This is a genomic window from Pseudoalteromonas sp. Xi13 (assembly GCF_003952205.1).
Classification (GTDB): domain Bacteria; phylum Pseudomonadota; class Gammaproteobacteria; order Enterobacterales; family Alteromonadaceae; genus Pseudoalteromonas; species Pseudoalteromonas atlantica.
In genome coordinates, this window is record NZ_CP034440.1 from 428,258 (window position 1) to 444,298 (window position 16,041).

Consider the following 16,041-nt stretch of genomic DNA (forward strand, 5'->3'; position numbering starts at 1 on the left):
CTATTATCTACTATTGTTCAGCAATCGGTATTGGCTCTGCTACTTGCTCAGTAGTAACATTTTCCGGCTCTTCAACAGAATCACTTAATAAGTACTTATCTAGCCACTGCTCTTGCTCCCACAGTACATGCAATAAGCTTTTACGAGCGCGGTAACCATGTGCCTCATAAGGGAGCATAACTAAGCGAGCGTCTTTACCTAAGCCTTTTAGGGCGGCGTACATGCGCTCACTTTGCATTGGGAAAGTTCCAGAGTTAGGATCTTCTTTGCCATGAATCATCAGCATTGGCTCATTAATTTTTTCAGCATGGAAAAACGGCGACATGTTAGCGTACACACTTTGTGCTTGCCAAAAATCACGCTCTTCACCCTGAAAACCAAACGGCGTTAGGGTACGGTTGTAAGCACCACTGCGAGCAATACCGGTTTTAAATAAATCACTATGCGCTAATAGGTTTGCCACCATAAATGCACCGTACGAGTGCCCTGCTATAGCAATGTTGTTTTTATCGGCAATGCCTTTTTTAACCAGCACATCAACCGCAGCTTGCGCACTTGAAACTAGCTGCTGTCTAAAGTTATCATTTGGCTCGCTGCCATCAACACCTACAATAGGCATTTTAGGGTCGTCAAATACGGCAATACCTTTAGCAAGGTAAGGCATAGGGCCCCAATAACCAATGTAAGTAAATTCGTATGGCGATTCGCGCACTTGTGATGCTACGGCTTTATCTTTGTATTCAAGTGGGTACGCCCACATAAGTACGGGTAACGGGCCTTGGGTTACATCGTAACCTGGTGGTAAATAAAGCGTGCCCGAAAGCTCAACCCCGTCATCGCGTTTATAACGTAACTGCTCTTTTGTAACCCCTTTAAATGCTGGGTACGGATGAGCAAAATTAGTAAGCTGCGTAAGAGTATCGTTATCTAAATCACGAATAAAAAAGTTAGGTTGCTCGGTTTTAGACTCTCGCACAGTTATAAAGCGCTCGCCTTCGTCGTCAAGCAATGCACGAACACGCTCGTAGTATGGCGCTTGTGATTGCCATAAACGCTTGCTGCTATTCGTTTTTACATCGTACTGGTCTAAAAACGGAATATTACCTTGCTCAGACGCGCCGTTACCGCGCAGATACATATAACGCCCGCCAACAATTTTAATAACGTTGGCGCCTAAATCGTTACGCTCGTATATAAAGCTACCTGGGTTTTTATACGCATCGTTATAGCTTCGCTCAGAAAAAAGCACACGGTTTTTATCTGCATTGCGTGGCTGAATAACATACGTGCGCACTTGGCGGTCGCTAAAGCGCCAGTCGCTAAGCATGGCAATATTTTGATTACCCCAAACTATACCAGCATAGCGGCGCTCTACTTTAGCAAACAGTTTTGGCTCGCGTTTAAACGGCGCGCGTAGGCTGTAAATATAATCATGGTGCTTAACATCGGTTTTCATGTCGCCGCCATCTTGTGCTTCGGCCCAAATAACTTCTGCGCCTTGATCCGCGCGCCATTCAAAATCGCGGCGGCCGGTGCGAACACTGTCATAGCCTTGTGGAATGTTATCGGCAAGCGGTTGTTTTACAAGTTCGGCTAATGCGTAACCGCGCATTCCCCATATTTGCCAAGTGCTGGCAAAACGGCTGTACGGTACTTGATACGAAAACGGCTCGTTTATCGCAGCAACTAATATATTGGTTGAATCTGGCGATACCGAAAACGATTTAAATAATGCAGGGCTGCCAATGGCTTGTGTATTGCCATCAAGCGTTACGTAAGCTAATTGCCCTTGGCCGTAAAATTTAAACTGTGCTTCGTCAAACGGGCTGGTTAATAAGTTTTGATAAGTACGCGCTTGGGCTTTTTCGCCTGTGCTTTGCTGTATAACAGGCACTACATTTTGACTGCTGTTTTTTAACGCGGGTTTACCTATATTAACCGCTAAATTTGCAACCAGTGCGCTGCTATCGGGCAGCCATTGGTAAGGCGTAGCGGTAATAACCGAGTTAAGCGCTGCATTTGAGAGCATTTTTGCTTGCTTTGTCTCTACACTGTAAAGCCATAAATTTGCTTGGTTTTGTTGCTCTACAACAAACGCTAAATATTTACTGTTAGATGACCATTTAGGCGAGCGAATAATACCGTTTGGTAAATTATTAATATTAATAACGGTGCCGCTTTGCACATGCTTAAGCTCAAGCGCGCTGTATTTAGCGCTAACACGCGAGCGTGAAAAGTTAGCAGGGTTTAGCTTTATACCCGCAAGTTTAAGCTCATCTTTAGCAAGCTCGTCAAGCGTCTCTACGCGCTTACGCTCAAATAAAGCAAGCCATTGGCCATCGCTCGATAAAAAACTAGTGGGTGCTAATTTGGCATCTACCACAGCGGCGAGCTCAGGCGAAGGTGTTTGATAACCTTGCTCAGCATAGCTGTTTGGCATTATTACAACACAACAAATAAAGGCAACTAACAGCCTAAATGCGTTCATGTTTTTATCCTTTTGTTATTTTTAAGATTATAAAAGGTATATAAACATGTTTTGCTCTGTTCATAAAGTATTAAGCTTTAAATTACAGGGCTAAAAGATGACTTAAATGCATTATATACGCTACACTACGCAGCTATTTACTCACTACTGCGCGCTTAAAATACCATGCCTAACAAAGCTAAATCGGTCACTATTTTTGATGTTGCTCACCGTGCGGGGGTGTCTAAATCGACCGTATCGCTGGTGCTTACGCACAGCAATAAAGTAGCCGATAAAAGCAAACAAAAAGTGTTACAAGCCATAGATGAGCTAGGTTATGTGTATAATCGCGATGCAGCGGCTATGCGCTCTGGGCGCTCTAATTTAGTAGTTGTAGTAATTGACGATTTAACAAACCCGCTTATGGCATTGCTTGCTAAAAATATTGAGCAGGCATTAAGCGAGGCTTTTTTTCAGGCCATTATTGTTAGTAGTAACAACAGCCTAGAGCGCCAAACGCAGCTAATAAATAATTTAAAAGAATACAAAGTGGCTGCATTTATAATTTGCCCTGTGGCTAGTACCTGTGCGCAGTGGCTCGACAACCTTGCTGCTGCCTACCATGTTATTAGCCTAATGCACGAAGTACCTTACAGCTCAGCCCCGTGTGTTTTACCCGACTACACTAAAGCAAGCCATGTAGTAACATTGCAGCTAATAAATGATTCGCCTAAAAACATACTCTTTATGGGTGATGAAAGCTTATCTGCACAGGGTTTATTAAGTGGCTTTAATAGCGCGTGTAAAAAACACAATATAACCCATGAGCCAGCTATTACGTGCACAAAAAACACCCCATTACATGCTAAGCAAATATTTAGTAGCACATTACTTAATAATCCGAGTATTGACGCGGTTGTATGCGCTAATAATATAATTGCGCATGGCGTTTTAGCCGCCGCCCCGCATTTGAAAAGCAATATAGTAAGTTGCTTACATATTCCTGATATTACCGAAATGCAACCTCGCTTTACTTGCGCCAATATTAACACGCAAGAGCTTGCTAAGCGCAGTATTTTAGTGCTGCAAGAACAACTTCAAACAAACACTGCACCAGTAAAAACGCTGGTAAATGTAAACCTACAAATTAGAGAAACACCGTAATGAAAAAAGTGCTGGTAATTGGTTACGTATGGCCAGAGCCAAATTCGTCTGCTGCGGGTACGCACATGATGTCGTTATTAAATGCGTTTAAAGCGCAAAATTGGCAAGTAGAATTTGCCACCCCAGCACAACGCACCGAGCACATGGTAAACCTAGATCACTTTGGTATAACCAGTCAAAGCATTGCCCTAAACTGCGAAAGTTTTGATGAGTACGTTAAAGCGTACAACCCAGACATAGTGATGTTTGACCGCTTTATGATGGAAGAGCAATTTGGCTGGCGTGTAGATAAACATTGCCCCAATGCCATTAAAATACTCGATACCGAAGATTTACAATGCCTACGTAATGCGCGCCACGAAGCGCACAAAGGCGAGCGAGAATTTACCACCAGCGATTTACATTCAGACATAGCAAAACGCGAAATAGCCGCAATATTGCGCTGCGACCTAAGCTTAATTATTTCAAGCTTTGAAATGCAATTACTTAGTAATGTATTTAACGTAGAAGCCAGTTTATTACATCATCTCCCTTTTATGGTCGATTTAACTGCTTTACCTGCGCAAACTAAATCGTTTGAACAACGTCAGCACTTTATGACCATAGGTAACTTTAGACACGCCCCCAACTGGGATGCCGTGCTGTACTTACAAAAAATATGGCCGCTTATTCGCAAGCAATTACCAAAAGCAGAACTGCATATTTATGGCTCTTACCCGCCACCAAAAGCAACAGCACTTAATAACCCTAAAACCGGTTTTTTAATAAAAGGCTGGGCTGATAATGCCTATGAGGTAATGCAAAGCGCACGCGTATGTTTAGCCCCACTTCGTTTTGGCGCAGGTATAAAAGGCAAGCTGCTAGAAGCAATGATAATGCAAACCCCTAGTGTAACTACCGACATAGGCAGTGAGGGCATGCACAACGAACTACCATGGCCTGGTAAAGTGACTAATAATACTGAGGATTTTGCAAATGCAGCCGTTGAGCTTTACACCAATCAAACCGATTTTGAACATGCGCAACAAGCTGGCAATACGCTACTTAATACCTTGTACGACAAAGTAAAATTAAGCGCGGCGTTAATTAATAAAATTGACTCTATAAGCAACGATTTAAAAGCGCATAGGGAAAAAAACTTCACCGGACAAATGTTAAAACACCATACTATGCGCAGTACGCAATATATGGCGCAATGGATTGCTGAAAAAAATAAAAAATTAGATTAAAAATGACTAGACTCCTACAGATTTGTGTTTAAAATCGCGCCCATTACAAATGGGCGTTTTAGCCTATACTTTTAGCTAATTTATTTACACACTGGTCCATACAAGATTTGAAAACTGCAACCTTTACTGAAAAACGCAAATTTATCGTTAAATTAGGTAAAATGCTTCATAAGTACGGCACCCCAGCGTACCGCCTAGAAGCACACTTAATGGAAGTGGCCACTTACTTAGGACTTAAATCGTCTTTTGTTATGTCGCCAACTTCGGTAACGTTTGTAATTTGGACTGATGGCCACGAAGACGAATACACCCACGTGGCACGCGTAGACCCAGGCGATCACGACTTAGGCTCACTTGCCGACACCGACGACTTAGTTAATCAAATGCTCGACGACAAGCTCACCTTGCAAGAGGTTGATGCTCAGCTTGATGCCATTTACGACATGCCAAACCCGTACAATAAATTTGTTACCGGTATTGCTTTTGCAACATCGGGGGGTGCATTTGCCATGCTAATGGGTACCAGCTGGACAGACGTTATTTGGTCTGCGTTGCTTACTTTAGTGGTGTATGTGTTTGTACTGTGGTCGGGGCGCTCAAAACGGGTTGCTCACATGCTTGAGCCCCTTGTTGCTATAGTATCGGCAGTGCTGGCTTGTGCAATAAGTGTGTATATTTCGCCCGATATAAATATACGGTTAGTGGTGCTTTCAGCCATTATTGTATTTATACCTGGTTTAGCGCTAGCGCTTGGTTTAGCAGAGCTTGCAGCTAGGCATTTAGTGTCGGGTACGGCGCGGGTTATGGACTCGTTTATGCTGTTATTTAAACTGTACTTTGGCGCCTTTATTGGCATAGGCATTGGCTTTGCCATATTTGGCCAAACTGATTTTGTACAGCCCGAGCCACTACCGCGCTGGACTGCGTGGCTTGCTATATTTTTACTTTGTAGCAGCTTAATAGTGATATTTAGAACCAAACTTAAACATGCTGGGTGGTCAATCGCATCTGGTTTTATAGCCTATGGCACGAGTATTGGTTCGGCTATGTACCTTGACTACACGTTAGGCACATTTGTTGGTGCGCTTTCGGTTGGAGTGTTTAGTAACTTATTTAACCGCGTTGCAAATGCGCCAGCTTCCATTGTTGCCATGCAAGGCTTAATTGTACTGGTGCCCGGCAGTAAAACGTATATTGGCTTAAACTCGCTTATTGAAGGCCAAGACTTTGTTTATGCCGAGCATATAGGCCAGCAAACGTTTTTAATATTTATGTCGCTTGTAGCAGGGCTCATATTTGCAAACGTAGCTTTACCGCCTAAAAAAAGCTTATAAGCTTGTTACCATTAAAAAGCCCGCTTACTTTGTAACGGGCTTTGTTGTTTAACGCGCTATTCGCTATGAGGGATGGTGAGTACAATTTTTCCTACGTGTTGTTTTTGTGCAAACACTTTTTGCGCTGTAACAATTTCGCTCAATGGGAATGTTTGCGCCACAATAGGCTTTATTTTTTCTTGTTCAATAAAGTTAACTAAGCTTTTAAATACCTCAGGCTCTATAACTGTACAGCCAAAAAAAGTTAAATCTTTTAAGTACAGAGTACGTATATCAAGCTCTACTAATGCCCCGCCAATAGCGCCCGACACCGCATAACGCCCCTTTGGTTTTAATACCTCCAGCAGTGCAGGCCATTGCTCGCCGGCAACAAGGTCAATGACTACATCAACACTGTTTTTACCTAAGGCTTGAATTAAATCATCTTCACGAAATATAACTTTATCGGCACCTAACTCTTCAAGCTGCTGCGCCTTACTTTTACTCGTAATGGCAATAACAAAAGCGCCACGTGCTTTAGCTAATTGCACTGCCGCTGAGCCAACACCACCAGAAGCGCCTGTAATTAAAACAGTTTGCCCTTGCTGTGGGTTTGAGCGAAATAGCATGTTTTCGGCCGTAGAATATGAGCACGGAAAAGAGGCCAGCTCTTCATCACTATAGTTACTAATGATTTTATAAGCGTGAATAGAGTCAACACGGGTAAACTGTGCAAAGCCACCATCACACTCAGAGCCAAAATACCATGGCGATTTAAGCGTTTCACCATTAGCTTTAATTAAACATGGCTCAACTATGACGCGCTCACCAATACGGCTTTGATCTACGTTTTTACCAACAGCCACAATTACGCCGCATACATCTGCCCCTTGAATACGAGGAAAAACAAACGCATCACCAGACCAACTTGCATCGTCTTTACTGCTTTGTTTTTTAGCGTACCACGCCGTGCGGGTATTAAGATCTGTGTTATTAACACCTGCCGCCATAACTTTTATAAGTACTTCTGTTTGTGCAAGCCCTGGCAACGGTAAGTTAGTTGCATACTTTAATACATCAAAATCGCCATGCTCGGTAAGCTGTACAGCGTGCATTGTGCTAGGTAAATTTGCCATTGGTTGCTCCATTATATTAATTTAAGAATACTGTTTTTTGCTGATGTAACCGCCTCATCGCCCATAACTGGCCACGCACTCGACACTCCTTCGTGCAGCAAAAACAAGCTACTAGCCAACGATGAATTTAAACCTTGCTCAACTAGCAGTTTTTTTACGTCATTTTTATGCGTTTGCACCGCAAGGCTAATAGCTTCATCTTCAGGAAACGCCGACAACGCATTAATAGATAAACAGCCATTAGGCGCAAATTGCACCATCCACGCTTTTAGTTGATCAAACATGTGCAAAACCGCCTCAACTCCCGGAGCAGGTGCATCTTTAAGTAAAAAATTAATATAGCGATTATGGCGGTACTCAAGCGCAGCAATGATCATTGCCTGCTTTGACGGGTAATATTTATAAAGGGTGCGCAAACTAACGCCACTGAGTTTTTGCAGCTTAGCCACACTAGGCTCAGCAAAGCCATGTTGACTAAAGGCCACCTCAAGTGCAGCAGCTATATCTTGTTTTAGCATAGTGTTTAACTCATGTAGAATGAATGCTCTACCCAATATGGTAGAGCATTCATTCTACATGTCAACCAATACAGATTTATACAAAATAATAACTATGACACCCATCTTAAAATTAACAAATGAGGAAAGCCCTCAAGTTCAAAATGTATAAGGATAGTGATAGATATGGCATCCCTTTAATCTTTCTTAGTCATAATAAAGCCATAACTGTGACACCCACTCTAATTATTTATAAATTAACAAGCCAGATTCAAGGTCGAAGTGCACCACCTTTACTAAACTATAAGTTCAGGAGGTGTGCCATGGGTACCCAATATTCACATTTATCTAACTTTGAACGTTGTCGTTTATTTGAGTGGTATCATTACCAAAAAAAATCAATACGTGAGGTGAGCCGATTACTAAATCGCTCACATAGCACTATTAGCCGAGAGCTAAAGCGTAATAAATATGATTATTACGTACCAACTTATTACCCTCATCCAGCTCAAATGTATTATGAAGTAAGGGTAAAGGAGAGAGCTAAGCGAGTTAAGCTTAAGTCTGTTGAAGCTCAACGCTATGTGGCAGATAAACTCAAACTTGGGTGGAGTCCTGAGATCATAGCTGGACGAATAAAATTTGATAAAACCTTACCCAGCGTATCTCACGAGGCCATTTATCAATATATATACAAGAATGAAACATCACTTATTGTATATTTAGCTAGGCAACATAAAAAGCGTAAGAAAAAATATCCAACCCGTAAAACGAAAACAGTTTGGGGTCAAAGATGTAGTATTTTAGACAGACCAGATGACATTAATCTCAGAAAAAACGTTGTGCATTGGGAAAGTGACTCTGTTGAATCTAGCGACAGAAAATGTGCGCTGAATGTGTTACTTGAACGAGTTTCTAGAGTGTGTCACATCACTAAATTATCATCTAAAAAAGCTCTAGCGACATCGAATGCAATATGTAAAAAACTATCTATTTACCCACCAAGCTCTTGTTTATCGATAACTTATGACAATGGCTCTGAAAATACGGAGTTTAAAAAAGTAGAAGCCATTTTGAAAAATAAATCTTATTTTTGTGAGCCTTATCACAGTTGGGAAAAAGGTGCTGTAGAGCAAATAAATGGGTTAATTAGAAGGTATTATCCGAAGAAAACAAACTTTAGCAAAGTAAGCCATCAGCAATTAAAAAAGGTAGAGGAGCAACTAAATAATCGCCCTAGAAAATGTTTAGGATTTAAAACACCAAATGAAGTCTATAATGAATTAGGTGGTGCACTTCCAATTAGAATCTAGGCTTGTGTTTTATACAACTATTATGATGGGTGTCGTTATTATTTTATTATTTGTGTTTTGATGGGTGTCATAGTTATGTTTTAAATGGATGTCATCATTATTTTAATAATGCTTTTCATACTTATTTACTAGAAATTGAACTTTCAAAAGGATGTGGTGGTGTATTCCCAATAAAGTATTAACTTGTTATTTACAAGCAATGCTATAGTTAGTTATATCGTTTTAGGTGTTGATTCAGTAAAAAGTAAATGACGAACAATATAATAATAAAAATCAATATAGTGTGGTTTCACTTTTTTGTGCTCCTGTTATTTTTACTAACAAGTAGTGCTACATTTGCCAATAGCTCTTCACTAACTTCATCTGATATAAAATCAATCCAAAGCCTGCTTAGTGATATTAAAGCCAACAAGCTAGATTACCTTTTACACCAAAAACAACTAACCCACGCTTATAATGTCACTAAACATACAAAGCATAAACAGTTGCACCTTGAAGCGGCTGCCTTATATTCAGAGCTACTTTTTCGACAAGAACAATACACCGCGCTAAGTACCCATTTGCTAATGTATTTAAAGAGTACTGAGCTTGTAACATATAAAAACAGTCACCTACTATTTTTAGAGGCTCAGCTTAAGCTTTTCGCAATTAACAAAGAGTTAAGTAATGCGCAATCGCTTGCTAATCAACTGCAAACGCAGGTAAAACAGCTTTCTCCTAACGAACAAATCATTGTTTTTCGGGCTATAGCCTATTACTACACCGAAACCGACGAACTTAAAAAAACGCTAAGTGCGGCGTTAACAGGTTTAGAGCTTGCAATAAAAGAAGAAGACATAGCCTCGCAGGGCTACTTTTTTAGAAAAATTGCCGACGCTTACAACTACCTCTACAAAGATGATAAAGGAAAAGCCATTTATTATGCCCAAAAAGCGGTAGATTCATACGAGCAAACAAGCGACGGCCTATTTACTGCTAAAGCTTATTGGAGTTTAGGAAACGTATTACTTGAGGTCGGTCAGCCTAAAAACGCGCTTGTATACTTAAATAAAGCGCTGGCTTATTTTAGCAAAGTTAATATGAAAAAAGGTTTAGCCTTCGCTCAATATTCTATTGCAAATATTCAATACCTGCAGGGTAATTACGATACGGCTTTAATGCTTGTAAACAAAAACATTGCACTTGCAAGCTCTGCCGGCATTAACGACATGCATTTAGCATCAATGATTTTATTATCAGACATCTACACAAAACAAAATTTATTAAATAAAGCCAACCAAGTAAACGACGAAGTATTTTTAAACCTAGATAAATTTAGCCGCAGCATTTATAAGGCTGACTTTTTAAGCAAACGCTATAAATTAAAGCGCCAGCTTAACTTCACCGAAGATGCATTTAAAGCAATTGAAGATGAGCTTGCTTATACAATAAAACACTACGAAGCCACCAGCGAAACCAATATAAAAACCTTACAAGTTAAATTTGAAGTAAAAGAAAAAGAAGACAAAATTTTACAGCTAGAATACGAAAAAGACATAAACAAACTGCAGGCAACAGAAGAACACCAGCAAAAAATAATTTGGCGCTTAAGTGCCTCAATCGCCTTTATTTTAGTCATCGTGTCGCTATTTTTATTTTACCGCCAAATGCGCCAACGAAAAAAATACCATGCTATAGCATTAACCGACTACCTAACTAACAGCTTAAATCGGCGTGGCATTTTGCAAAAAGCAAATGAGTGTTTATCCCAGCAGAGCCTAGCAATAGCCATCGTTGATTTAGATTACTTTAAAGCTATTAACGACAAATTTGGCCACGATATAGGAGATTTAGTACTTATAAAATTTGCTCAAGCAGCAAAAGACACACTAAGTACTAACGATAAGTTTGGGCGTTATGGCGGCGAGGAGTGGCTATTTGTTTTAAAAACGCAAAATCGCGATAAAATAAACAACTTTTTTGAAAATCTTGAAAATAAGCTAGCGCAGTACTGCAGTCATATTGAGGCATTGCCAAGTAAAACACACGTAACCTTTAGTGCTGGCGTGGCAATAAGTGATGCTAAAAGCGACTCACTTAGCGAGCTAATTAAACGTGCGGACCAACAACTCTATAAAGCAAAAGAAAATGGCAGAAACCAAATAGCAATCGCGTAAATATACGTTATTAGTCACCTTCAATAATCATTTGCCTTATTTTTATCGCTTTTTCAAAGTGATCTAACTTATGGGTGTGTATCCACCACGTAGCGGCTTGCATCAGCAGCTCTGGATTGTCGTTTTTATTTGCAAAAAAAGCGTAAAAAGAAAGCCCTACGTTTTCGCCTTTGGCTGCTATTTTTTTATCGCACACAGCTATAATTTTTGCTTTTAGTTCTTCCTGCATACATACCTTATTTAATTGTATTTTAATTATCTAAATATACCGTTTAAAAAACTAACAATTAGCTGTAAAAGACTTCTATCAACAATACTATGATTCTCAAACTCTTTATTAGGCGTATTTACTTTTGTAGCTTTGCATTCATTATCTAGCGGCTCATTTTTATGTATATTGGTTTCATAAGCTATATCAGCTTGCTCCATACATTGTGCAGAGCCCGCATAAGGCTTTGCCGCACAGCCAGTTAAAAATATACACAGTAAGAATACAATTAAAAACGCTTTCATATTCAATCCTATTTTACGCACCCTTATGCTTTAAATTATAGCTGTAAGTTTGCTTACTTAGTCGGCTATTAAAACAAGTAGATCAATAAAAAACACACCAACTTCATCAAAAAAAGTGTCGCCTTTAGCATCCTTTTTTATTTGAGCGCTTACACATTCATTGAAAACCTCTGAGCTTGTTTTAGCGCCATTTAGCTCAGTTATTTCTGCCTCTTGTATGCATACACGTCGTTCAGAATGCTCGGCTGTACTACATGCACTTAATAACGCGCACAGTAATAATGCTGTAGTGTGGCTTTTTAAGTTCATCCTTAAACTATCCTAGTATCTAAAGTTTTATAAAAATATAGGTAAGGCAAGTATGTACAGCTTGTACCCAAATAATGCGCTACTTTAGCATCTCAATAAAATACCCAACCAGTAAAAATATGTAAGCTTATGTAGCGTCAAAAACAATCGCCTCTTTTAATCTGAAAAAATTGCAGCTGTTTATGTGTAAAAGTTACAGAGCAACTCCATCCAAACCAGCCAAAAGTACATTAAAGTCAATTATATCAAAACATTAAAATTTGGCACTGCGCTTGCTTTTAAAAGTTTATAAAGCAATTACAGCAAGGAAAGAGTTATGAATATTTTTGAAGCGCTACGTCAAGACCACGATAAACAACGCGAGTTAGTAGATGCCCTCATTCAAACGCACGGCGATACACAGCAGCGCCACAAGCTAATGGACGAGCTAAAAGCCGAATTAGAAGATCATGCAAAATTTGAAGAGCGTTATTTTTATAACCCACTTATGTTTGACGATCTAACGCACGAAAAAGCACGCCACAGCGTTGCTGAGCACCATGAAATTGACGAATTAATTGAACAACTTGAAGACACCGAAATGAGCTCATCGGCATGGTTAGTTGCAGCTAAAAAATTGCACCATTTAGTGCATCATCATTTAAGTGAAGAAGAACATGAAGTATTTCAATTAGCGGGTAAAGCCCTAACCGAAGGGCAAAAAGAAAGCCTAGCTAAACAGTATAACGATGCCATGCATTAGTTATTAATTAAACCGACTTCCATACACTCCCTTGTGTACTTATTGGTTATAAGCCGTATGGCTTATAACCATTTTTTTTGCAGTGCTACTTAATGGTAAATTTAACGTCTTGCTCGCGTAACACATAAAGTGCAAAACACGCTGCCCACATTGGCCACGCTGTAAAAAACAATAAGTTATTAAAGCCATCAATATACTGGTTATAAGATGAAAGCGTAGAAAGGCCGTGCATTACAAATATAACGCCATACGTAAGGCGCTTTTTAATACCCGCTAAAAAAGCCAACACTATAATAAGCTGTAACGCCCCCAGTACATAAGCAACCACATCTGTAGAGCCGCCAATACCATAAAAATGCTCAAAAATTCGTGCGCTATGCCCAGGGTTAACAAACTTATCAAACGTCCACATAATCATTACAATAAACACGCCTAGGCGTAGCGAAAAAAGCGACCACTGCAAACGATTTTGAAAGTCAGTACCTGTTGTACCAGTCATAAAATTTCCTTAAAACTAAATAATTTAATGTTGAAACTAGCAAGACCGCTCAACACATATTTTATTTCATCTCAATGTATAATTTTTTAATAAGTTCTGTGCCCTGCTTTTCGTTTGTTTGCGTATAAAACCGCTATTTATAAATTACGACCTTATCATGGCAATAACTAACTACAGTATTTGTAAAACAAAAACATAGTGCCTAAAACTGAATAACGCTTTTGAGCAATGTGCTAAACTTTTAACGTTTCATTCTAAAAAACAAAAAGAATTAATATTTACTGAAAGTTATTCACAAAGCTTCAGGTCTTTATTGCCACATTCACACTAACCAAAATGAGAACCCTTTTGAAACATTCATATTTGGCACTTTTTATAGCCGCTTCACTCACACCTAATTTTTATGCTCACGCGGCACAATCTGCAGCTAATACCGACTCAATTGAACGTATTGAAGTAGCAGGCCAAACGATTAAATCTCAAGGGCTTTCTGTAAAAGATGCCACTATTAACGGCCCCTTCGGCGACAACCTTGTGCTGCAAGACATAGCACGCTCAGTAACACCTATTTCAAGCGAGTTAATAGAGCAACTAAATATTACTACCCTACAAGACGTACTAGCCGTGAGCCCAAACACATACTCTGCAAGTGGCTTTGGTGCACCCAGCTTACCTACTATTCGTGGCCAGCTAGGTGAGCTTTTTCAAGATGGTACACGCCGCCAAGCAGGTAATAATGGCTTTGGCGTGCCGTTATCGTTCAATTCTGTAGAACAAATAGATGTAGTAAAAGGCGCACCGCCGGTTTTATTTGGTTCAAGCCAACGTAACGGTGGTTTTGTAAATTTACACTCAAAGACTGCCTCTACAGATGAAAGTAAAGGTAAAGTTAAGCTCTCAGCCGGGCGATGGGATCAATACAGTGCGCAAGTAGATTACACTGCCCCCATTATAAAAGATAAAGTGGGCCTTAGAGTAAGTTACGAGCACCTTGATGAAGGCAGCTACTACGATTACTCAGGCACTAAAAGCGGCAGCTTATTTGCAGCAGTTAGAATTTTGCCCGATGATAAAAGCAGTTGGGACATTAACTTTGAGCTATACCAAGTTGAATTTACCGATAACGCCGGTATTAACCGCCCTACCCAAGCCTTAATTGATGATGGCCTTTATATTACCGGCCAAGGCGTGCAAGCCAATGGCAGTACCGTACCAGCAGCGGGTTCAATTGTATCGCCTACTGGGCAAGTAAAAATAGATCGCAGCACCGTGCTTACCGACCCTGATAACCAAAACGAAGCAACCACTTATTTAATTCACAGCATTTATAAGCGTGAGCTAAGTGCTAATGCCTCACTTAAAAACATTACGTATTTTCAGCATTTACAGCGTGAAGAAATAGCCCAAAACAGCTTTGTAGAAATTATAGACGGCGCCGATACAGCGCAAAACCGCACTGAGCTTACCTACCGTTGGAATAGCGACCAACAAACAATTTTTGCTTTTGACGTACGCTACAACAAAGTACTTGGCTACAGCCAATTTACTACCGAGGCCGATTTACCTATTGATTTAACTGGCCCACTTTCAAACCGCCGCATTCCCTTAACCGATGCACAAAAAGCACGTTTAGTAGAGCTAAGCCCAGGTGTGTTTGTATCGCCTGGCGGCCAATACGATTTAGATAACGATGGCAGCGGCGACTTTAACTTATCAGACACCACCGACTCACGTTCATGGCAAACAGGACTTGCTATTCAGCAAGACTCAGATTGGGGTGATAAGCTTCATACTAGCGTGGGTTACCGCATTGATTTTTACGATGTAGAAGCAAACGACCCTATTGCACCACAAGGCCAAGTTGCTGCAAGCGACAGCATTAACGAAATACTGCATTCTGGCCAAGTTAGCTTTAATTACAAATTAAATAGTGATTACACCACCTATGGTGCAGCAAGTTATAACGAAGCAACATCAAACAGTATGGCTGGCGGCACATCACTTGGCGGCGATAACACAATTAGCGCACAAAATTTTGCTACCGAAAACACCTTAGTCGAGTTTGGCTTAAAGTACGCTCCAACCGATAGCGACTGGTACGCTGATGGCGCGGTATTTAGCCAGCGCCGTAGTTTACGTAATCGCGACGGCAGCAATACAGGTATTCGTACTACAGGTTTTGAAAGCCAAGTATTTTACGATGCCTACCCTTATTGGCTAAGTGCGGGCTACAGCTATATTGATGCTCGTTACGACAATTCTGCAAGCAGTCAAGATTCTGCTCAAGTAATCGATGCATTTGACAATTCACGCCCAGATATTATTGCAGGTACCGGCGTTGGCGCACCAAGTTTTACCGCGTTTGCACCTTCAAACCGCCAAGTTCAGGGCATTCCTGAGCAGTCGTTCAGTTTTAACGGAAATTATTCAATTAATTCGAAATGGCAAATGGGTTTTTCCGGTCTATATACAAAGAGTTACCCATTAGACTTTTTAGCAACAGTTAAAATTCGTGATCAATACACGCTAAACGTTAATACTAGCTACGCATTTACGCCTAGCACTAAGTTGCGATTAGATGTAAACAATGTCACTAATCAAAAAAACTGGCGCCCAGTATTTGAAGGGGGTTACTTTGGCGCAACATTGGCATTTCCAGAACTGCCAATAAACGCAAAATTAACACTAACCCATAATTTTTAA

At 40.3% G+C, this 16,041-nt stretch carries 14 protein-coding genes; 7 read left to right on the forward strand and 7 right to left on the reverse strand.

Annotated features, from left to right (window positions below; genetic code table 11):
* Window positions 1–10: 10 nt before the first annotated feature.
* Window positions 11–2,488 carry a prolyl oligopeptidase family serine peptidase gene (locus EJ103_RS18365; RefSeq protein WP_126009210.1) on the reverse strand — a complete coding sequence of 826 codons (2,478 nt, stop codon included), beginning with the start codon at window positions 2,486–2,488 and terminating at the stop codon, window positions 11–13.
* Window positions 2,489–2,653: 165 nt separating this feature from the next.
* On the opposite strand from EJ103_RS18365, the gene EJ103_RS18370 reads away from it, so the two are divergent.
* From EJ103_RS18370 to EJ103_RS18380, 3 genes are all read left to right on the forward strand, one after another.
* Window positions 2,654–3,631, forward strand: a complete 978-nt coding sequence (locus tag EJ103_RS18370) for a LacI family DNA-binding transcriptional regulator (protein ID WP_126009212.1) — start codon at window positions 2,654–2,656, stop codon at window positions 3,629–3,631.
* On the forward strand, window positions 3,631–4,860 hold the full coding sequence (locus EJ103_RS18375) for a glycosyltransferase (RefSeq protein ID WP_126009214.1): 1,230 nt from the start codon (window positions 3,631–3,633) through the stop codon (window positions 4,858–4,860). Before EJ103_RS18370 ends, EJ103_RS18375 begins: the two co-directional genes overlap by 1 nt.
* Before the next feature lie 107 nt (window positions 4,861–4,967).
* The gene (locus EJ103_RS18380; protein ID WP_029773039.1) at window positions 4,968–6,194 is read left to right on the forward strand and encodes a threonine/serine exporter family protein; all 1,227 of its coding nucleotides are present in this window, start codon (window positions 4,968–4,970) and stop codon (window positions 6,192–6,194) included.
* 56 nt (window positions 6,195–6,250) lie between these two features.
* Here EJ103_RS18380 and EJ103_RS18385 read toward each other — a convergent pair whose 3' ends face one another.
* Window positions 6,251–7,309, reverse strand: a complete 1,059-nt coding sequence (locus EJ103_RS18385) for an alcohol dehydrogenase family protein (protein ID WP_126009216.1) — start codon at window positions 7,307–7,309, stop codon at window positions 6,251–6,253.
* 11 nt (window positions 7,310–7,320) lie between these two features.
* Window positions 7,321–7,827, reverse strand: a complete 507-nt coding sequence (locus EJ103_RS18390; protein WP_126009218.1) for a TetR/AcrR family transcriptional regulator — start codon at window positions 7,825–7,827, stop codon at window positions 7,321–7,323.
* A gap of 302 nt (window positions 7,828–8,129) precedes the next feature.
* Between EJ103_RS18390 and EJ103_RS18395 the strand changes: the two genes are divergently transcribed.
* Entirely contained in the window at window positions 8,130–9,119 is a 990-nt protein-coding gene (locus EJ103_RS18395) for an IS30 family transposase (RefSeq protein ID WP_164521653.1), read from the forward strand.
* Window positions 9,120–9,367: 248 nt separating this feature from the next.
* Window positions 9,368–11,275, forward strand: coding sequence for a tetratricopeptide repeat-containing diguanylate cyclase (locus EJ103_RS18400; protein ID WP_126009222.1), 1,908 nt, complete (start codon window positions 9,368–9,370; stop codon window positions 11,273–11,275).
* Between the two features lie 10 nt (window positions 11,276–11,285).
* Here the strand turns inward: EJ103_RS18400 and EJ103_RS18405 are convergent, their stop codons facing one another.
* The 3 genes from EJ103_RS18405 to EJ103_RS18415 are packed head-to-tail and all read right to left on the reverse strand — an operon-like array spanning window position 11,286 to window position 12,097.
* Window positions 11,286–11,504, reverse strand: coding sequence for a DUF6500 family protein (locus EJ103_RS18405; RefSeq protein ID WP_126009224.1), 219 nt, complete (start codon window positions 11,502–11,504; stop codon window positions 11,286–11,288).
* A gap of 26 nt (window positions 11,505–11,530) precedes the next feature.
* Window positions 11,531–11,788: a hypothetical protein gene (locus EJ103_RS18410; RefSeq protein ID WP_126009226.1), complete on the reverse strand. Its 258-nt coding sequence runs from the start codon at window positions 11,786–11,788 to the stop codon at window positions 11,531–11,533.
* Between the two features lie 57 nt (window positions 11,789–11,845).
* A complete protein-coding gene (locus EJ103_RS18415; RefSeq protein WP_126009228.1) occupies window positions 11,846–12,097 on the reverse strand; it encodes a hypothetical protein in 252 nt (83 codons plus the stop codon).
* A gap of 316 nt (window positions 12,098–12,413) precedes the next feature.
* Here EJ103_RS18415 and EJ103_RS18420 point away from each other — a divergent pair, with 316 nt between their 5' ends.
* Entirely contained in the window at window positions 12,414–12,839 is a 426-nt protein-coding gene (locus tag EJ103_RS18420; RefSeq protein WP_126009230.1) for a hemerythrin domain-containing protein, read from the forward strand.
* Window positions 12,840–12,924: 85 nt separating this feature from the next.
* Here the strand turns inward: EJ103_RS18420 and EJ103_RS18425 are convergent, their stop codons facing one another.
* A complete protein-coding gene (locus tag EJ103_RS18425; protein WP_126009232.1) occupies window positions 12,925–13,338 on the reverse strand; it encodes a hypothetical protein in 414 nt (137 codons plus the stop codon).
* 348 nt (window positions 13,339–13,686) lie between these two features.
* On the opposite strand from EJ103_RS18425, the gene EJ103_RS18430 reads away from it, so the two are divergent.
* Window positions 13,687–16,041, forward strand: coding sequence for a TonB-dependent receptor (locus EJ103_RS18430; RefSeq protein WP_126009234.1), 2,355 nt, complete (start codon window positions 13,687–13,689; stop codon window positions 16,039–16,041).

Bases quoted from the DNA above. Each gene is read 5' to 3' on its own strand.
- EJ103_RS18415 (WP_126009228.1), bottom strand. From the start codon at position 12,097: ATGAACTTAAAAAGCCACACTACAGCATTATTACTGTGCGCGTTATTA.
- EJ103_RS18420 (WP_126009230.1), top strand. From the start codon at position 12,414: ATGAATATTTTTGAAGCGCTACGTCAAGACCACGATAAACAACGCGAG.
- EJ103_RS18410 (WP_126009226.1), bottom strand. From the start codon at position 11,788: ATGAAAGCGTTTTTAATTGTATTCTTACTGTGTATATTTTTAACTGGC.
- EJ103_RS18395 (WP_164521653.1), top strand. From the start codon at position 8,130: ATGGGTACCCAATATTCACATTTATCTAACTTTGAACGTTGTCGTTTA.
- EJ103_RS18375 (WP_126009214.1), top strand. From the start codon at position 3,631: ATGAAAAAAGTGCTGGTAATTGGTTACGTATGGCCAGAGCCAAATTCG.
- EJ103_RS18405 (WP_126009224.1), bottom strand. From the start codon at position 11,504: ATGCAGGAAGAACTAAAAGCAAAAATTATAGCTGTGTGCGATAAAAAA.
- EJ103_RS18390 (WP_126009218.1), bottom strand. From the start codon at position 7,827: ATGCTAAAACAAGATATAGCTGCTGCACTTGAGGTGGCCTTTAGTCAA.
- EJ103_RS18425 (WP_126009232.1), bottom strand. From the start codon at position 13,338: ATGACTGGTACAACAGGTACTGACTTTCAAAATCGTTTGCAGTGGTCG.
- EJ103_RS18385 (WP_126009216.1), bottom strand. From the start codon at position 7,309: ATGGCAAATTTACCTAGCACAATGCACGCTGTACAGCTTACCGAGCAT.
- EJ103_RS18370 (WP_126009212.1), top strand. From the start codon at position 2,654: ATGCCTAACAAAGCTAAATCGGTCACTATTTTTGATGTTGCTCACCGT.
- EJ103_RS18365 (WP_126009210.1), bottom strand. From the start codon at position 2,488: ATGAACGCATTTAGGCTGTTAGTTGCCTTTATTTGTTGTGTTGTAATA.
- EJ103_RS18400 (WP_126009222.1), top strand. From the start codon at position 9,368: ATGACGAACAATATAATAATAAAAATCAATATAGTGTGGTTTCACTTT.